The organism is Streptomyces sp. NPDC055025, from assembly GCF_053608565.1.
On sequence record NZ_JBSGVS010000053.1, the window covers coordinates 52,034 to 68,971 of the forward strand.

Here is a 16,938-nt window from a genome sequence, read left to right on the forward strand (position 1 = left end):
GCGGTCATCGCCCGTCACTCTAACCGGTGGGACCGTACGGTTCCGGGGTGCGCCAGCGCTCGAACGGCCTGTCCAGGGTGTACCGGCCGTCCGCGCCGAGCAGCAGCGTGCGCGTCTCCGCGTTGCACGGGTTCGACAGCGACTCGAACTCCGCGACCGACCAGTGGAACCACCGCATGCAGAACAGCCGCATGGTCAGTCCATGGGTCACCAGCAGCACGTTCTCCGGTGGGTCGGGTGCCTCGAAGCTCCGGTACAGGGACTCCAGGAAGGCGCCGACCCGGTCGTACACATCGGCGCCCGACTCACCCTGCGCGAACCGGTAGAAGAAGTGCCCGTAGGCGTCGCGGTAGCTCTTCTGGAGGCGTACGTCGTCCCGGTCCTGCCAGTTCCCCCAGTCCTGCTCGCGCAGCCGCGGCTCCTCCCGTATCCGCACCAGATCCGGATCGAGACCGAAGGCCTGGAAGGTCTCGTGCGTACGGCGGTAGGGCGAGACATAGACGCTGACCTGCTCACGGCCGAACATCTCGCGCAGCCGTACGCCGGTCTCCTCGGCCTGCCGCCTGCCCTTCTCGGTGAGTCTCAGGGCATGGTCGGGCTCGCGTTCGTACACCGTGTCATCTGCGTTGCCCTCGGACTCTCCGTGCCGGACAAGGACAATGCGCCGCGGTCGTGCCATGCCCCGACCCTAGATCGGTGCCGGGGAGCGGCACCGACCGGGGCGTACCGACGGGTCCTACGAATGCTCCGCACCCGCGGGCATGCCCCCGTCCGGCTTCCGCGGGCGCGTCACACCGTCCAGGTCGATTCGAGATCGACGACGTCTCCGGCCAGCGCCGCCACGTCCGCCGCGGTCTGGGCACGCAGCGTCAGCCGCTCCACCCGTTCGACCCGGTACTTTCCGTGCTCCGCCGCCGACTGCCACATCGAGAGCACGATGAACTCATGGCCGGGCGCCTCCCCGAACAGTCCGCGCACCATCCCGGGCGACCCCGCCATCGCGGGGTTCCACACCTTCTCCTGCATCAGCGCGTAATGCTCGACTCGGTCCTCATGGACCTTGCAGTGCGCTACGCGCACCACATCCGCGTCGGTGAAGCGTGGCTCGAAGCCGGTCTTCACATCGAATCGGTAATCAAATAGTTTGGTCTGGACGTCCCTGTATGTCCCCGATTGCGCGGCAGCCAGCCGGTCATGGGAGCGCGCCATGAAGGAGTCGTAGAACGCACGGCTCTCCCAGAACGCGAAGACGTGGGCCACACCCGGCTTCGTCCGGCTCCACCCCCCGCCCTGCCCCCGGAATCCCGGCTCACCGAGCAACCCCGCCCATTTACGCTGTCCGCGTTCGAAACCTCGTCGGTCGACCACGGTGCAGCGCGTCCACTTGACCAGCACCGCGCCATCGTACGGCGCGGAGCCTGGCGGGGGTCACGCTCCGGCGGAGTGCACCCTACCCGGATCGCCTGTACGAACACGGAGCGCGGCGAGTATCGGCCAACGTGGCGTCAACTGGACTGATCGCGCCGCCTGTTGTCGGTGCCCCGGTCTAGCCTTGCGTGCGAGGCCCGGAGTTCCGGCCCGGATGGGAAGAGGGGGAAGACCGGTGAGCAGTCTCAACAGAGGAGTGGCGAAGGTCGAGGTCACGCTCAAGTGGGATCCCAGTCCCCTGGGCGCGCCCCCGCACGATCTCGATATCGTCGCGGCGACTTATACGTCGAAGGACCCGAGCGACAAACCGGCCTATCTCGTCCACTTCGGAAGCCGCTCACCGGACGGCACGATCACCCTGGACCGGGAGAGTCGGACAGGTCAGGGATTCGGCGCCGATGAGGAGATGACGCTGGAGCTGGACCGGCTGGCGGTCGCGTACCACCGCGTGGTGGTGGGCGTGGCCATTCAGCAGCGCGACGGACGAAGGACGTTCGCCGACATAGCCAACGCGCAGCTCCGCGTTCTGGAGGGGTACACCGAGCTGGCGAAGCACGACTTCGCGGATGTTCCCGACGCCACCGCGGCGACTCTCGCGCAGTTCACGCGTGATTCGTCAGGGGCATGGAAGTTCCACACCGCTGTCCACGGCTTCGACACCGACCCGCAGTCCTTCGGCGCCCTGATGGGCACCGCCTGACCAAGGGGATCGGCCGGTGGCCGATCCCCTTGGCGAGCGATCGAATCACGCTCGGACTACACCGGCCGGCGGCCACCGGGGTGCCCGGGGCCGGGTGCCCGGACGCGGCGTCCTCGGTCGGATGTCACGCCCGGCGCCCTTCGGCCGGTATCAGCTGCAGCCGCTCGTGGAGCCGCATCCCTCGCAGATGTAGCAGGACCCCGCCCGCTGCATCTTCGTACCGCAGGAGAAGCAGAGCGGTGCGTCGGCGCTGATGCCGAGCTGCATCTCGACCAGTTCGGCCGAGGTGTGGGCCTCCTTGGGGGCAGGGATCGCGGCCGGGCCGGCGACCTCGGCAGCGGAGACCGCCTTCAGCGGCTCCGGCGTGCGCGGGGCGGACTGGACGAGGCTCTCGCTGTCCAGCGTCTCGTCGTCCAGGGACGGCTCGTAGGAACCGGTGTCCAGATGACGCTGACGCTCCTCGGCCGAGTGGATCCCGAGGGCCGAGCGCGTCTCGAAGGGCAGGAAGTCCAGCGCGAGCCTGCGGAAGATGTAGTCGACGATCGACTGCGCCATCCGTACGTCCGGGTCGTCCGTCATACCGGCCGGCTCGAACCGCATATTGGTGAACTTGGAGACATAGGTCTCCAGCGGGACACCGTACTGAAGACCGACCGAGACGGCGATCGAGAAGGCGTCCATCATGCCCGCGAGGGTCGAGCCCTGCTTGGACATCTTGAGGAAGACCTCGCCGAGACCGTCGTCGGGGTAGGAGTTGGCGGTCATATAGCCCTCGGCGCCGCCCACCGTGAAGGAGGTGGTGAGACCGGGACGGCCCTTGGGGAGACGCTTGCGGACCGGGCGGTACTCGATGACCTTCTCCACCGCCTGGCGGATGGTGTCCTCGGCCTTCTCCGCGACCTTCTCGTCCTTCTTCTTCGCGGAGAGCGGCTGCCCGACCTTGCAGTTGTCACGGTAGATCGCGAGCGCCTTGACGCCCATCTTCCAGGCCTCGAAGTAGACCTCTTCGACGTCCTCGACGGTGGCGCTCTCCGGGAGGTTCACCGTCTTGGACAGCGCACCGCTGATCCACGGCTGGATGGCCGCCATCATGCGGACATGGCCCATCGCGGAGATGGAGCGCTCGCCCATCGCGCAGTCGAACACCTCGTAGTGCTCGGTCTTCAGACCGGGAGCGTCGATCACATTGCCGTGCTCGGCGATATGGGCGACGACCGCCTCGATCTGCTCCGGCTGATAGCCGAGGCGGCGCAGCGCCTGCGGCACCGTGCCGTTGACGATCTGCATCGAGCCGCCGCCGACCAGCTTCTTGAACTTGACCAGGGCGAGGTCGGGCTCCAGCCCGGTGGTGTCGCAGGACATCGCGAGACCGATGGTGCCGGTCGGCGCGATGACCGAGGCCTGGGCGTTGCGGAAGCCGTTCTTCTCACCGAGGCGGAGGACGTCCTGCCAGGCCTCCGTGGCCGCTGCCCAGATCGGGGTGTCCAGGTCGTCGATACGGATGGCCGTGGCGTTGGCGTCGGAGTGCTGCTTCATGATGCGCTTGTGCGGCTCGGCGTTACGGGCGTAGCCGTCGTACTGACCGACTACCGCGGCCAGCTCGGCGGAGCGCCGGTACGACGTGCCCGTCATCAGCGAGGTGATGGCACCGGCCAGAGCCCGGCCGCCGTCCGAGTCGTACGCGTGGCCCGTGGCCATCAGCAGGGCGCCGAGGTTGGCGTAGCCGATGCCGAGCTGGCGGAAGGCGCGGGTGTTCTCCCCGATCTTCTGCGTGGGGAAGTCCGCGAAGCAGATGGAGATGTCCATCGCGGTGATGACCAGCTCGACGACCTTGGCGAAGCGCTCGGACTCGAAGGACTGATTGCCCTTGCCGTCGTCCTTGAGGAACTTCATCAGGTTCAGGGAGGCCAGGTTGCACGAGGTGTTGTCCAGGTGCATGTACTCACTGCACGGGTTCGAGCCGTTGATCCGGCCGGACTCGGGGCAGGTGTGCCAGCGGTTGATCGTGTCGTCGTACTGAATGCCCGGGTCGGCACAGGCCCATGCCGCCTCCGCCATTTTACGGAAGAGCGACTTGGCCTCGACCTCTTCGATGACATCGCCGGTCATACGGGCGCGCAGCCCGAACTTCCCGCCGGCCTCGACGGCCTTCATGAACTCGTCGTTCACACGGACCGAGTTGTTGGCGTTCTGGTACTGGACGGACGTGATGTCGTCGCCGCCCAGATCCATGTCGAAGCCCGCGTCCCGCAGGGCGCGGATCTTCTCCTCTTCCTTGACCTTGGTCTGGATGAAGTCCTCGATGTCGGGGTGGTCGACGTCAAGGATGACCATCTTGGCGGCACGGCGCGTGGCGCCACCGGACTTGATCGTTCCCGCGGACGCGTCGGCCCCCCGCATGAAGGAGACCGGGCCCGAGGCATTGCCGCCGGAGGAGAGCAGTTCCTTGGAGGAACGGATCCTGGAGAGGTTCAGACCGGCGCCCGAGCCCCCCTTGAAGATCATCCCCTCTTCCTTGTACCAGTCCAGGATCGAGTCCATGGAGTCGTCGACGGAGAGGATGAAGCAGGCCGAGACCTGCTGCGGCTGGGGGGTGCCGACGTTGAACCACACCGGCGAGTTGAAGCTGAAGACCTGGTGCAGCAGGGCATAGGCCAGTTCGTGCTCGAAGATCTCGGCGTCGGCGGGCGAGGCGAAGTAGTGGTAGTCCTCGCCTGCCTTGCGGTAGGTCTTCACGATCCGGTCGATGAGCTGCCTGAGGCCGGTCTCGCGCTGCGGGGTGCCGACGGCCCCGCGGAAGTACTTGCTGGTGACGATGTTGACCGCGTTCAGCGACCAGAAGTCGGGGAACTCGACGCCACGCTGCTCGAAATTGACCGAGCCGTCGCGCCAATTGGTCATGACGACATCACGGCGCTCCCAGACCACCTCGTCGTACGGATGCACGCCGGGTGTCGTGTGGATCCGCTCGATACGCAGCCCCTTGCCGGCCTTGATCCCCTTGGTTCGGGAACCTCGTGCCGGGCCGCTCGTCGTCTCTGTCATGCCGCCTCCCATATACGTACAAAAACGCCCTGAAGTGCCATGCTCTTCCCATGGCACGGGGTGTGTTCCAAAAGCCTCGGGCGCGCGCGGGGCGCCCGTGACGGGTCTTTGTTGCCGCGGAGCGGCCGGACCGAGCCGGCCGGTCAGTCCGCGGCGGTGGCGGGCACGGGGACCTCATGGGTCCCGCCGGCGCCGCACTTGTCTGCGGGAGGCCGCTCGCGCAGTTCCGCGATGGCGGCCTCGAAGTCCTCGAGCGAGTCGAACGCCCGGTACACGGATGCGAAGCGCAGGTACGCGACAAGGTCGAGTTCCCGCAGTGGGCCGAGTATGGCCAGTCCCACGTCATGGGTGGTCAGCTCGGCGCTCCCGGTGGCGCGCACCGCCTCCTCGACCCGCTGGCCGAGCTGGGCGAGAGCGTCCTCGGTGACCGGCCGTCCCTGGCATGCCTTGCGCACGCCGGAGATGACCTTGGTACGGCTGAAGGGTTCGGTCACCCCGCTGCGCTTGATCACCATCAGTGACGCGGTCTCCACCGTCGTGAAACGGCGGGAGCAGTCGGGGCACTGCCGACGGCGCCGGATCGACGTCCCGTCGTCCGTGGTGCGACTGTCGACGACACGGCTGTCGGGGTGCCTGCAGAAGGGGCAGTACATGGCTCCCAACCCTCCTTCACGGCGTGACTGAACAGCCCCGTCAGGGCCCGTGAAGAGCCCCTCGAAGCAACCCCCAGCATAGGCGATGGCCTCGACCTACCGAGACCGGGGACCACAACCTCTGGGTGGCCGCGACAATCCAACCACTAGATCTGGGGTTTGACCGCATCCTAGGCCCTGACGCGTGTCGTATACGGGGGCAGGTCCCGCGGAGCCGCGCGAACCGGCCACGAGAGTACGGGAGGGGCACCTCGGACACGCCTCCGGCCCACCCGCCGGAAACTCGGACCGCGCCCCGGACCACGGCGGCGCGGCCGCGGACGGTACCGTGACGAGCACGCCACACACCGCCACACACGGGGCCCATACACCTAGCCGGAGAGTTACGACAGGCACTCTACGATTTTTCACTCGAACGTGTGTTTGGCGCAACCTTTCGAAAGCTACTACCGTTGTCCAGCTAGGGAGAACATTTCGAGAGGGGCCCGACGTGACCACCACCGCAGACAGTGCCACCATCACTGCCCAGGACCGCTCCCAGAGCCGACTCGAGCCGGTGCATGCCATGAATGACGCGATCATGAATCCGGAGGGGCCCAAGCCCACCCGGTCATTGCCCGGCCGACCTCCAGGAATCAGGGCGGACAGCTCCGGCCTCACCGACCGCCAGCGGCGGGTCATCGAGGTCATCCGTGACTCCGTCCAGCGGCGTGGCTATCCGCCCTCGATGCGGGAGATCGGCCAGGCCGTGGGCCTCTCCAGCACCTCGTCCGTCGCCCATCAGCTCATGGCTCTGGAGCGCAAGGGCTTTCTGCGCCGCGACCCGCACCGGCCCAGGGCGTACGAGGTACGCGGGTCCGACCAGCCGAGCACCCAGCAGACGGATACGACCGGCAAGCCCGCCGCCTCGTATGTCCCGCTGGTCGGCCGGATCGCGGCGGGCGGACCGATCCTCGCCGAGGAGTCGGTCGAGGATGTCTTCCCGCTCCCCCGCCAACTGGTCGGGGACGGTGAGCTGTTCGTCCTCAAGGTCGTGGGCGATTCGATGATCGAGGCCGCGATCTGTGACGGTGACTGGGTGACGGTCCGCCGCCAGCCGGTCGCGGAGAACGGTGACATCGTCGCCGCGATGCTGGACGGCGAGGCCACGGTCAAGCGCTTCCGTCGTGAGGACGGCCATGTCTGGCTGCTCCCGCACAACGCGGCGTATCAACCGATCCCCGGTGACGAGGCGACGATCCTCGGCAAGGTGGTCGCGGTTCTGCGCCGGGTGTGACGACTCCACCGGCTCCGACCGGGCCCCGGGACCCCTGCGCCCGTCCCGGGGCCCGCTTCACACCCTGAACAGCCCGCTTCACGCCCAGGACAGGCAGGCCCCCGGCGCATGCGGCGACTACCCCTCGGCGGTCTGGGCCAGGGCATCGATCGCCGCGAGGGACCGCCGAACCTGATCACGGTCCGTGGTGTACCAGAAATCGGGCAGGGAGGCGCGCAGAAAGCTGCCGTACCGGGCATTGGCCAGCCTCGGGTCGAGCACGGCCACGACACCGCGGTCCCCGGTCGCCCGTACGAGCCGTCCGGCGCCCTGGGCCATGAGCAGGGCGGCATGCGTCGCGGCCACCGCCATGAACCCGTTGCCGCCGGCTTCCTCCACCGCCTTCTGGCGCGCGCTCATCAACGGGTCGTCGGGGCGTGGGAAGGGAATGCGGTCCATCACCACAAGCTGAGAACTGGGCCCCGGCACATCGACGCCCTGCCACAGCGAGAGCGTGCCGAACAGACACGTCCCCGGATCGGCGGCGAAGGCCTTGATCAGCTCACCGAGCGTCTCCTCGCCCTGGAGCAGGATCGGCACGTCCAGTCTGCCGCGCAGTTCCTCCGCCGCCGCCTGGGCGGCCCGCATCGAGGAGAAGAGCCCGAGCGTACGGCCACCCGCCGCCTCCACCAGCTCCGCCAGCTCATCCATCATGTCGCCGCGCGAACCCTCCCGTCCCGGCGTGGCGAGATGGCGCGCGACATAGAGGATGCCCTGCTTGCGGTAGTCGAAGGGCGAGCCGACATCAATGCCCTTCCACTGCGGAATGTCGTCCCCTTCCGTGCCTTCCGGCGCCAGACCGAGCGAGGCGCCCACTCCGTTGAAGTCACCGCCGAGCTTCAAGGTGGCGGAGGTGAGGACGACGGACCGGTCGGCGAAGAGCTTCTCCCTCAGCAGTCCCGACACGGAGAGCGGCGCGACCCGGAGGGAGGCGCCGAACCGGTCGTGCCGCTCGAACCAGACGACGTCGTACTCGGAACCGTTGGCGATCCGCTCCGCCACCGTGTGGACGGATTCGACGGACCCCAGGGCCTGCTTCCGTACGACGTCCTCGTCCTGTACGGACTTGTCGCGGGTCGAGCCCAGTGCCGAGATGACCGTACGGGCCGCGTCGCGCAGCGCCATCAGGGCGTAGCCGAGATCCTCGGGGACCTCTTCGAGCCGGCCGGGGAGAGCCAGCTCCATCACCCGTTCGAAGGTCTCGGCCGCCGTCTGAAGGGCGTCCGCCGCCTTCTCGTTCACCAGCTTCGCCGAACGGCGCACCGCGCGGTGCACCTGCCCCGGGGTCAGCTCGCCGGTGGCGACTCCGGTGACCCGTGAGACCAGTTCATGGGCCTCGTCGACGATCAGCACCTCGTGCTCGGGCAGCACCGGCGCGCCCTCGATGGCGTCGATCGCGAGAAGCGCGTGGTTGGTGACGACGACCTCGGCGAGCTTGGCGCGCTCCCGCGCCTGCTCGGCGAAGCACTCCATGCCGTAGGCGCATTTCGTCGCACCCAGGCACTCCCGGGACGAGACGGAGACCTGGGCCCAGGCACGGTCCGAGACACCGGGCGTCAGATCGTCGCGGTCGCCCGTCTCGGTCTCGTCCGCCCAGTCCCGCATCCGCAGCAGGTCCTGGCCCAGCTTGCTGCTGGGCGCCGCCGCCTCGAACTGATCGAAGAGACCGTCCTCCTCGTCCTGCGGCACACCTTCGCGCAGCCGGTGCAGACAGAGATAGTTGGAACGGCCCTTGAGCATCGCGAATTCCGGACGTCTGCGCAGCAGCGGATGCAGCGCGTCGACCGTACGCGGAAGGTCCCGCTCCACGAGCTGGCGCTGGAGCGCCAGGGTGGCCGTGGCCACCACGACCCGCTCGCCGTGTGCCAGCGCGGGCACGAGATAGCCCAGCGACTTGCCGGTGCCGGTGCCGGCCTGGACGAGCAGATGGGACGGGGCGTCGATGGCTTCGGCGACGGCCTCGGCCATGGTGACCTGGCCTGGCCGTTCCACGCCGCCGACGGAGCTGACGGCGGCGTGGAGGAGCTCGGGGAGTGATGGCTTCGTCATAGCCCGACCACCCTACGGGGCGCCACTGACAACGGCGATCACTCGTCCTGCCGCCGGGCCGCCAGCGGATTGGGAACCGTACCGTGCACGGCGGCGTGCGGCCGGTGGGCGCGGTCCCGGTAACCGTCGAGATGGAGCCGGTTGCGGTTGAGGCAGAGACGCTCGATACGGGGCGTGAGCAGGTCGAATGCCTCGAAACGCTTCTCCAGCTCCGGGAACCGGACCTGGTAGCGCAGGATCTCCGCCCGTACGAGGGACCAGAACTCGTCCTCCGGCAAACCGAGTTGGTCCTCGCACAGCGGTGCCAGATAGCGGAAGACCCCGACGAAGAGCCCTGAATGGATGAACTGGATGAGGAAGGACGGCTCCTCGGTAAGGAGGACGTCCTTCACATCTCCGGGCATCGCGTCGTGCTCGGGCAGCGGCTGGGCGCTGATGTTCACATCGTCGACGAAGTCCTTGATCGCCAGCCGTACCGGGACGTCCTGATCGTCGAAGACGACGATGGCGTTCTCACCGTGCGGGGAGAAGACCGTTCCGTAGCGGTAGAGGAAGTGCAGCAGGGGCGGCAGCAGCGCCGAGAAGAGCCGCTGGAGCCAGCGGGCCGGCGGCAGACCAGAACGGGCGACGAGCTCGGCGGTGAACGCTCGCCCCTGGGGATCCGTATGGATGAGGGAGGCGAGGGTACGGGCGCGCTCACCGGGGGCGAGCCGGGTCTGGAGGGGCTCGCGCCAGATCGCCCCGAGCAGTTCCTTGTACTGGTACGGGACCTCGGGGAGGTGATCGTAGAGCGGGTGCTCGACCGTCACGGAGGCGACTTCGCCGAGCAGGACGACACCGCACTCGTCGCGCAGGAAGGGGTCGGCGTCCCTTACTCCGTGCACCCACGCGGTGACAGCGGGGGCGGCGAGCGTGCGCTCGGTGGGGAGTCCGCGCCAGACCAGGGTGTTGAGGATGGACAGGGGCAGTTTGACCGTGTGCCGGTCGGGGCGTTCGACGTTCAGGAACGTACGGATGGACTGCTGCGGCAGCCGTAGATCGCCGTCGGTGGGGAGCGGAACGATCGCTCCCCCGGCTATGGCGGGCGCGTAGAGCGGGAGCAGGACCTCCGCCCACTGCCAGGGGTGCACGGGGAGATAGAGATAGGCGGCGGGGTCGAGGCCGCGGTCCCGGAGGACGGAGTCGAAGCGCTCACGGACGGCGGGGTCGAGTTCGCGGGTGTAGAGCAGCTCGGGGGTACGCAGTGCGGAGACGCCCCGGTAGGTGGCGAGGGTGGTGCTGACCGCGATCCAGGGGAGCCGGGCCGGGGTACGGGCCTCGGGCGCCCAGCGCGCGGCGTCGGTGGCGGAGAAGCCGACACGGCCCTTGTTGAGGACGATCCAGGGGTGCCCGGTCTGGTGGCCTTCGAGGTCGGCGTAGTCGAGGTCGGCGAGACGCACGGCGGTGAGGGCCGTGTGGTCGAGTCTCGCGTCGGCGGCGAGCGTCGTGGTGAGTTCACGGACGAGATGGCCGAGGGTCTCGCCGTCGAGTCCGAGCAGCCCGCGGGCGAGCGGCAGGAAGCGGAGCGGGTCCGTGAAGGGCTGGTTCCGGTACTCGGCGGAGCCCGGTTCGACGCGCCAGTCGTCGTAGGCGCCGCGCGTGGCGCGGAAGGTGAGTGTCTCGCCGTTGTCGAGAGTGAGGGCGTACTGGCCGTCGGCGGCGCCGCGGACGGGGACCGGCTCGATGATCTGCTCGTACGCGAATTCTCCGAGGAGTTTGGCGAGAAGGCGGCCGGCCGCCCGGTCCCAGGCCCGGGGATTCAGCTCGGGTGGGGCGAACAGCGGGGTGAGGACGGTGGGGCCGGGGGTGGTGGAGTCAGGAGCGGCTGAGGAGTCGGGAGCGGCGATGGAGTCGTGGACGGCGGGGGAGTCATGGGTGGCAGGGGACTTCGGCACAAGGACTCCTCGGGATGGAACCGATGGGGATCGAGCGGTGTATGTAAGGCAGCGGATCGTTCACAGCAGGTCGCGAAGGGCGCGGTCGCGGACCATGAGAGCGGCTCGCTTGTCGGGAAGGTCGACCTCCGCCGAGAAGCGGAAGCCGGCGCTGAGGAAGGCGGAGACGGAGGGGGTGTTGCGCAGGTCGGGTTCGGCGATGACGCGCGCGCAGCGAGGACGGTGATCGAGGATGAGATCGGAGACGGCTCTGAGGAGGGCGGTGCCGACACCGCGGCCGCGGTCGGCGACGCCTCCCAGCAGAAGATGGATCCCGGTGTCGTGCGGACGGGCGGGGTAATGGCGCGCGAGAGGGTCGAGGTCCGCGCGGTAGATCTCCCAATAGCTCATCGGAACGCCGGCGAGGGCACCGAGACAGGGGACACTGCGGCCGTCGCCGTCGAGCTGGGGGCGTAGATGGGCGGCGGTGACGGACTCCGGACCCGCCAGCTCCCAGAAAGCCGCGACTGCGGGATCGTTCATCCAGCGGCTGACCAGCGAGAGGTCACGCTCGATACGGACCGGGACGAGCTGGAAGACACCGGCCGGGGTGGCGGCGGGACCCCAGCCGGCGGGGCTGTCGAGCAGATCGCCGGCCGGGGTGCTGTCGGGTGACGGGTCCATGTCCGTCGGCCCGTGCTCTCCGAACAGCGCGATGAGCTCGTCGGGCAGCCGCAGGTCGAGGGTGTCCTCGGTACTCCCACCGGTTCTCGGGGTGGGGTCGGCTCCGGTGTCGGCGCTGGCATCGGTGGGAGGCACGGGGCGCTCTCCTCTCAGCAGTTCGGACGGGTCGTGTTCCTTCACTGGCGAAGGGGGTTGGCGATGGTGACATAGACGGACTGGGTGTCGACGGGCCCGACCAGCTCGTCGAGGCCGTGCAGCCGGGTGAGCAGATTGGCCTTGCAGCGCAGCGTGGCGGGTTCCAGAAGCCGGCCGGGCAGGGGTGAGCCGAGTCCCGCGGCGCCGCCGAGGAACTGGCGGAAGGCGGCGATGAGGACGCGTTCGTCGGCGAGCCCCTGCGCGCCGAACGCGCCGATGAGACCGAGGACATTGTTGATGCCGAGGTAGTAGACGAAGCGCTCGTCGGTGACCTCGTCGGAGACGAAGGTGTCGCTGACCGAGCCGATGCCGGGAAGGCGGCGTTCCAGGGAGGGGCGGTGGGATTCACGGAAGTAGTAGCCCTGGTTGTCGCGGTAGCGGCCCCCGACGGGCCAGCCGTCGGGGTCGAGGAGCACCAGGGTGTTCTGCTGGTGGGCCTCAAGGGCGATGCCCGCCGTGCCGTCGAGCCAGAGCACCGGACGTACGACCTGGTCGAGATAGCGCAGAAACCACTCGGCGGACACGGCCGCGCGGGAACGACCGGTGCGGGCGGCGAGGGTGAGGACGATCTCGGCGAGACGCGAATGCGTAACGGCACGGCCGGGATAGGGGCGTGGAGCGGTCAGTGCGGCGATACAGACGGCGTCGTCGCCGGGGGCGAACGGGTTGTGGCGCACCATGACGTCGAGTCCGCTCACCGCTTCACCGTCCGGGGTGTCGACGGCGAGCCAGGCGGGGTCACGGACGATGTCGAAGCCGGGGTGTGCCGCCTGCCACTCCTTGGCGAGTCCGCCGCGGAGCAGCCGGTGCACCTCGACACCACGGTGGAGCTCCTTGCGGAGGTTCTCGCGGCGGGAGTTGGTGATGCGCAGGCCCAGCGAGAGTTTGAGCATGGCGGGGACACCGGACCGGTGCACCGTGCGGATCGAGGAGGTGGGATGCCAAGGGGCGCCCTGGGGCCCCAGATCGTGCAGCAGACCGGCGTCGAGCAGCGCGGCGACGGCGGGCCTGTGCCTCAACTCGCGTGCCTGCCAGGGATGGAGGGGCAGCGGGACGGTGTGTCCGGGAAGGGGTACGTCGCCGAGGAGACGGGTGGTGAGCAGTTCGGCGGGGACGATACGGCCCTGCTCGGTCCAGGCCGAGTCGGTGGCCAGTACGGACCGGTCGACGGCCATCCAGTGGAGGGGGAAGGAGCCGCGCATCTCGGGTGAGTAGAGCCGGGCCTCGGTCTCGGAGAGTCCGTCCCGGCTCTTGGGGGTGGGGTGCAGGGGGTGGCCGAGGAGCAGTGACTGCTCGGCGGTGAGGAAGAGGTCGGCGCCGGCTCCGGCGCCGGGGCGGCGGCGCCGGTCGGCGAGGAATTCGGCGGTGTGCCACAGAGAGTTGGCGACCCGGCCGACCAGATCGGCTCCCTGGTAGCGGCCCGACTCGCGGCCGAGGAGCGCGGCGACGGTGACGGCTTCGGCGGCGGGGGCGTCCTCGGGGGCGTTCTCCAGGAAGGGCATGCCGAAGCGGTGCCAGCCGGTGGCCGACCAGTATCGGACGGGGACGAGAAGGGCGGTGCCACTGGCGTCGAGCGGGATCCTCAGCACACTGCCGTCGGGGCGGGGCAGGTCGGTCTCCCGGACCCAGCAGCGCAGCAGATTCTCGGTGGCTGCCGCGTCGGCCGCCTTCTGCGGGTCGGGGTGGTCGAGCTGGTCGGCCACCGCCGTGGGGCCCGCGAACGGCGCTGCGGCTACGGGGAGTTGCTCGTCGAAACCGCCCTCCGGCTGCCGTGGCACGGTCGGGGACTCGACGGTGCGGGCGGCCCGCGCCGGGTCGTTCCCTCGCTCGTGCCCCTGGTCGTGGTTCCGGGAATGGGCGGTGGAACGGCCGTCGGCCTCGGGCACATCGGGTGAGGGAGTGGGGTTCACGCGGGCTTCCTTGAGGGTGTCCGGGGTCAGTGGGACAGTCCGGCTTCGCTCCGGCGGAGTGCGGCACGCTCCGCGGCGGCCAGAGCATCGGCGAAGCGGTCGACGACCGCACCGGCCTGTTCATCGGTGAGCGTGAGAGGAGGGAGCAGACGTACGACGGCGGACCGCCGTCCGCCGAGTTCGACGATGAGACCGCGGCTCAGACACTCCCGCTGGACGGCGGCGGCGAGTGCGGGGTCCGGTGGCGCGGGGGCACCGGCCGCCGGGGCGACGAGTTCCACACCGATCATGAGACCACGGCCGCGCACATCTCCGACACAGCGGTGGTTCGCGGCGAGCCCCTGGAGCTGTCCCAGCATGCGGGCGCCGAGAAGAGCTGCGCGATCGGCGAGCTTGTTCTCCCGTACGTAGGCGAGGGTGGCCGCGCCCGCCGCCATCGCGAGCTGATTGCCGCGGAAGGTGTCCGTACGGTCTCGGGGCGGCCGGCGGTCGAGGTCCGCGCGGTACACGATGACGGCCAGTGGAAGGGAGCCGCCGATCGCCTTGGAGAGCACCATCACATCGGGGACGACGCCGCTGTGCTCCACCGCCCAGAAGGTGCCGGTCCGCCCCACCCCGGTCTGCACCTCGTCGGCGATGAGCGGAATGGAGCGGTCGGCGGTCACCTCGCGCATTCCGCGCAGCCAGGCATCGGGGGCGGGGATCACTCCGCCCTCGTCCTGGACCGCTTCGACGATCATTCCGGCGGAGGGCGGCACCCCTCCGCCGGGGTCGTCGAGGAGGTTCTCGGTCCAGCGGACGGCGAGTTCGGCGCCGCGTTCGCCGCCGATACCGAAGGGGCAGCGGTAGTCGTACGGATAGGGCAGCCGGGTCACCCGTACGTCCCGGGCCCCGGCGGAGGCGGCGAGGGCACCGGCCGTCGTCCCGTGGTGTGCGCCGGTGAAGGTGAGGAGACCGTCACGGCCGGTGGCGGAGCGGACGAGCTCGATGGCGGCTCCGACGGCGTCGCCGACCGCGGGGCCGCAGAACCGCAGCCGGGCGTTCTCCGCGAACCGCGGTGGCAGCGTGGCGAACAGTTCGGTGGTGAAGACGTCCTGCACGGGGGTGACGAGATCGAGGACATGCAGCGGGGCGCCGGAGTCGAGGACCTTTCTGATCGCCTCCAGGACGACCGGATGGTTGTGTCCGAGTGCCAGGGCACCCGCCCCGGAGAGACAGTCCAAATACCGTCGCCCGTCGGCCCCTTCGATCGTCAGCCCCCGTGCGCGCACCGGCACGACGGGCAGCGATCTCGCATAGGTGCGGGCCGCCGATTCGCGGAGGGGGTGACGCCGGAGAATGCCCTCGTGCGCGACGGTGGGCGACGCCGGAGCGGGTTCGGTCACGGCCACGGCTGTTCGGTCCTCCCGCTGTCACGGTTCGGTCGCATGTCAGTACGGCGCTCGCCCGCCGAATGTTCGACGGTGAACACCTGCCGGGTCCCCCGTACGTACCAACGACGCGGAAAGCCGGGGATCACGGGCTGTCCAAAGATCCTTACGGCCCTCGGGAACCGGAGCCCTGCCGTGCGCCGTCCCCATCGGCACCGGCATAGTGGAGGGTCTTGCCCCGGCCTCAACACCGCTTCCGGGGTTCGTCATTCGCTTTCCGTACGAACTGTTCCGAACTGTTCCGAAGTCCCAGGGGGATCACGCCATGCGACCCATTCGCCCGACGCTCGCCGCACGCCGTGGGAGGAGCACACGGCGCGGATTCTCCCCAGCCCTGGCCGCGGCCTCGATCGCGGTGGCGCTCGCGCTGACGGCCACCGCCTGCGGCACCGGCGAGGAGAACGCCGCCGTCCAGCCGGGTGACTCCGGCGGTCTGTCGTCCGACGGCAAGATCACGATTCCCGACGAGCTGAAGGACCGGCTCAAGGAGCACGGGATCGATCTGGACAAGTGGCGGGGCGGCGAGTGGAAGAACTGGGACAAGGACAAGTGGCTCCGTGAGGCCCGGGACTTCGTCAACCCGATCATCGAGGATCTCTGGGACCCGGACCGGATGCGGGACGCGGAGAAGCCCCCCGAGCGGCCCGTCGAGGAGCAGGACATCTCCGGCGACGAGGGAGTCACCGACCCGACACCGCAGCCGGTCACCGCGCAGCCGGTGAACACGCCGTACGGGGACAACGCCGCCGAGGCGGGGAAGCTGTTCTTCGACGGGCCCGGGGGTTCGATGGTCTGCTCGGCGACCGTCGTCGAGGATCCGGCCCACCCCGGTCGGTCCAACATGGTCTGGACGGCCGGCCACTGTGTGCACGCGGGCAAGAGCGGCGGCTGGTACCGCAACCTCGCCTTCGTCCCGTCGTACAACAACGACGGGCTGTCGGGGGCGGAGCTGGAGAGCGCCGCGAAGGAGAAGGTGGCACCGCACGGAGTGTGGTGGGCCGACTGGGCGCAGACCTCCGAGCAGTGGATAGCCCAGGGCGCCTCGACCGGCGGTCAGGGCGCCCCGTACGACTTCGCGGTGATCCATGTCACCCCGGAGAAGGGCGGTGACGGCAAGTCGCTGGAGGAGACGGTCGGTTCGGCACTGCCGGTGGAGTTCAACGCTCCGGCCACTCCGAGCATCGAGAGCATGACGGCGACGGGCTACCCGGCGGCAGCGCCGTTCGACGGCCAGAAGCTCTTCCAGTGCGAGGACAAGCCGGGCCGGCTGTCGCTGAAGGCCGACGACCCGACGATGTACCGCGTCGGCTGCACCATGACGGGCGGTTCGTCCGGTGGCGGCTGGGTCGCGACCGGACAGGACGGCGAGCCCGCGCTGGTCTCCAACACCTCCATAGGCCCGGTGACGGCGGGCTGGCTGGCCGGCCCGCGCCTCGGCGATGTCGCCAAGGGCATCTACGACGGGGTCAGCGAGAAGTTCGAGGGTCAGTGACGGACCTCCGGGGGCCTTCGGTGGAGCAGCCGAGGCCCCCGCGGGCAGGTCGTCCCGACGGATCCCCCTGACGGACCCTCCCGTCGGGCTCTTCCGGCAGTGATCACGACGGAGGCCCGTCCCC

12 protein-coding genes are annotated in these 16,938 nt (G+C 69.3%); 3 read left to right on the forward strand and 9 right to left on the reverse strand.

Annotated features, from left to right (window positions below; all coding sequences use genetic code 11):
• Window positions 1–19 precede the first annotated feature (19 nt).
• Window positions 20–679, reverse strand: a complete 660-nt coding sequence (locus ACWGDX_RS28530) for a histidine phosphatase family protein (protein ID WP_453630077.1) — start codon at window positions 677–679, stop codon at window positions 20–22.
• A 110-nt stretch (window positions 680–789) separates the two neighbouring features.
• The gene (locus ACWGDX_RS28535) at window positions 790–1,395 is read right to left on the reverse strand and encodes a YdbC family protein (protein WP_453630079.1); all 606 of its coding nucleotides are present in this window, start codon (window positions 1,393–1,395) and stop codon (window positions 790–792) included.
• Window positions 1,396–1,603: 208 nt separating this feature from the next.
• On the opposite strand from ACWGDX_RS28535, the gene ACWGDX_RS28540 reads away from it, so the two are divergent.
• Window positions 1,604–2,128: a TerD family protein gene (locus ACWGDX_RS28540; RefSeq protein ID WP_382862053.1), complete on the forward strand. Its 525-nt coding sequence runs from the start codon at window positions 1,604–1,606 to the stop codon at window positions 2,126–2,128.
• A gap of 150 nt (window positions 2,129–2,278) precedes the next feature.
• Here the strand turns inward: ACWGDX_RS28540 and ACWGDX_RS28545 are convergent, their stop codons facing one another.
• Complete coding sequence (locus ACWGDX_RS28545; RefSeq protein ID WP_453630081.1) at window positions 2,279–5,173, reverse strand: vitamin B12-dependent ribonucleotide reductase; 2,895 nt, start codon at window positions 5,171–5,173, stop codon at window positions 2,279–2,281.
• Between the two features lie 143 nt (window positions 5,174–5,316).
• A complete protein-coding gene (nrdR, locus tag ACWGDX_RS28550; RefSeq protein WP_453630083.1) occupies window positions 5,317–5,826 on the reverse strand; it encodes a transcriptional regulator NrdR in 510 nt (169 codons plus the stop codon).
• A 490-nt stretch (window positions 5,827–6,316) separates the two neighbouring features.
• Here nrdR and lexA point away from each other — a divergent pair, with 490 nt between their 5' ends.
• A complete protein-coding gene (gene lexA / locus ACWGDX_RS28555; RefSeq protein ID WP_066946872.1) occupies window positions 6,317–7,102 on the forward strand; it encodes a transcriptional repressor LexA in 786 nt (261 codons plus the stop codon).
• Between the two features lie 117 nt (window positions 7,103–7,219).
• Here the strand turns inward: lexA and ACWGDX_RS28560 are convergent, their stop codons facing one another.
• From ACWGDX_RS28560 to ACWGDX_RS28580, 5 genes are read right to left on the reverse strand one after another with little or no spacing between them, the layout of a single operon-like run.
• The gene (locus ACWGDX_RS28560) at window positions 7,220–9,190 is read right to left on the reverse strand and encodes an ATP-dependent DNA helicase (protein WP_453630085.1); all 1,971 of its coding nucleotides are present in this window, start codon (window positions 9,188–9,190) and stop codon (window positions 7,220–7,222) included.
• 38 nt (window positions 9,191–9,228) lie between these two features.
• The gene (locus ACWGDX_RS28565; RefSeq protein ID WP_453630087.1) at window positions 9,229–11,124 is read right to left on the reverse strand and encodes an IucA/IucC family protein; all 1,896 of its coding nucleotides are present in this window, start codon (window positions 11,122–11,124) and stop codon (window positions 9,229–9,231) included.
• Window positions 11,125–11,184: 60 nt separating this feature from the next.
• Entirely contained in the window at window positions 11,185–11,922 is a 738-nt protein-coding gene (locus ACWGDX_RS28570) for a GNAT family N-acetyltransferase (RefSeq protein WP_363081391.1), read from the reverse strand.
• 41 nt (window positions 11,923–11,963) lie between these two features.
• Window positions 11,964–13,892: an IucA/IucC family protein gene (locus tag ACWGDX_RS28575; RefSeq protein WP_453630089.1), complete on the reverse strand. Its 1,929-nt coding sequence runs from the start codon at window positions 13,890–13,892 to the stop codon at window positions 11,964–11,966.
• A gap of 26 nt (window positions 13,893–13,918) precedes the next feature.
• Window positions 13,919–15,283, reverse strand: a complete 1,365-nt coding sequence (locus ACWGDX_RS28580; protein ID WP_453630091.1) for a diaminobutyrate--2-oxoglutarate transaminase family protein — start codon at window positions 15,281–15,283, stop codon at window positions 13,919–13,921.
• Window positions 15,284–15,587: 304 nt separating this feature from the next.
• Between ACWGDX_RS28580 and ACWGDX_RS28585 the strand changes: the two genes are divergently transcribed.
• Window positions 15,588–16,814, forward strand: a complete 1,227-nt coding sequence (locus ACWGDX_RS28585) for a trypsin-like serine peptidase (RefSeq protein ID WP_453630093.1) — start codon at window positions 15,588–15,590, stop codon at window positions 16,812–16,814.
• Window positions 16,815–16,938 lie beyond the last annotated feature (124 nt).

Bases quoted from the DNA above. Each gene is read 5' to 3' on its own strand.
- ACWGDX_RS28560 (WP_453630085.1), bottom strand. From the start codon at position 9,190: ATGACGAAGCCATCACTCCCCGAGCTCCTCCACGCCGCCGTCAGCTCC.
- nrdR (WP_453630083.1), bottom strand. From the start codon at position 5,826: ATGTACTGCCCCTTCTGCAGGCACCCCGACAGCCGTGTCGTCGACAGT.
- ACWGDX_RS28530 (WP_453630077.1), bottom strand. From the start codon at position 679: ATGGCACGACCGCGGCGCATTGTCCTTGTCCGGCACGGAGAGTCCGAG.
- ACWGDX_RS28585 (WP_453630093.1), top strand. From the start codon at position 15,588: ATGCGACCCATTCGCCCGACGCTCGCCGCACGCCGTGGGAGGAGCACA.
- ACWGDX_RS28545 (WP_453630081.1), bottom strand. From the start codon at position 5,173: ATGACAGAGACGACGAGCGGCCCGGCACGAGGTTCCCGAACCAAGGGG.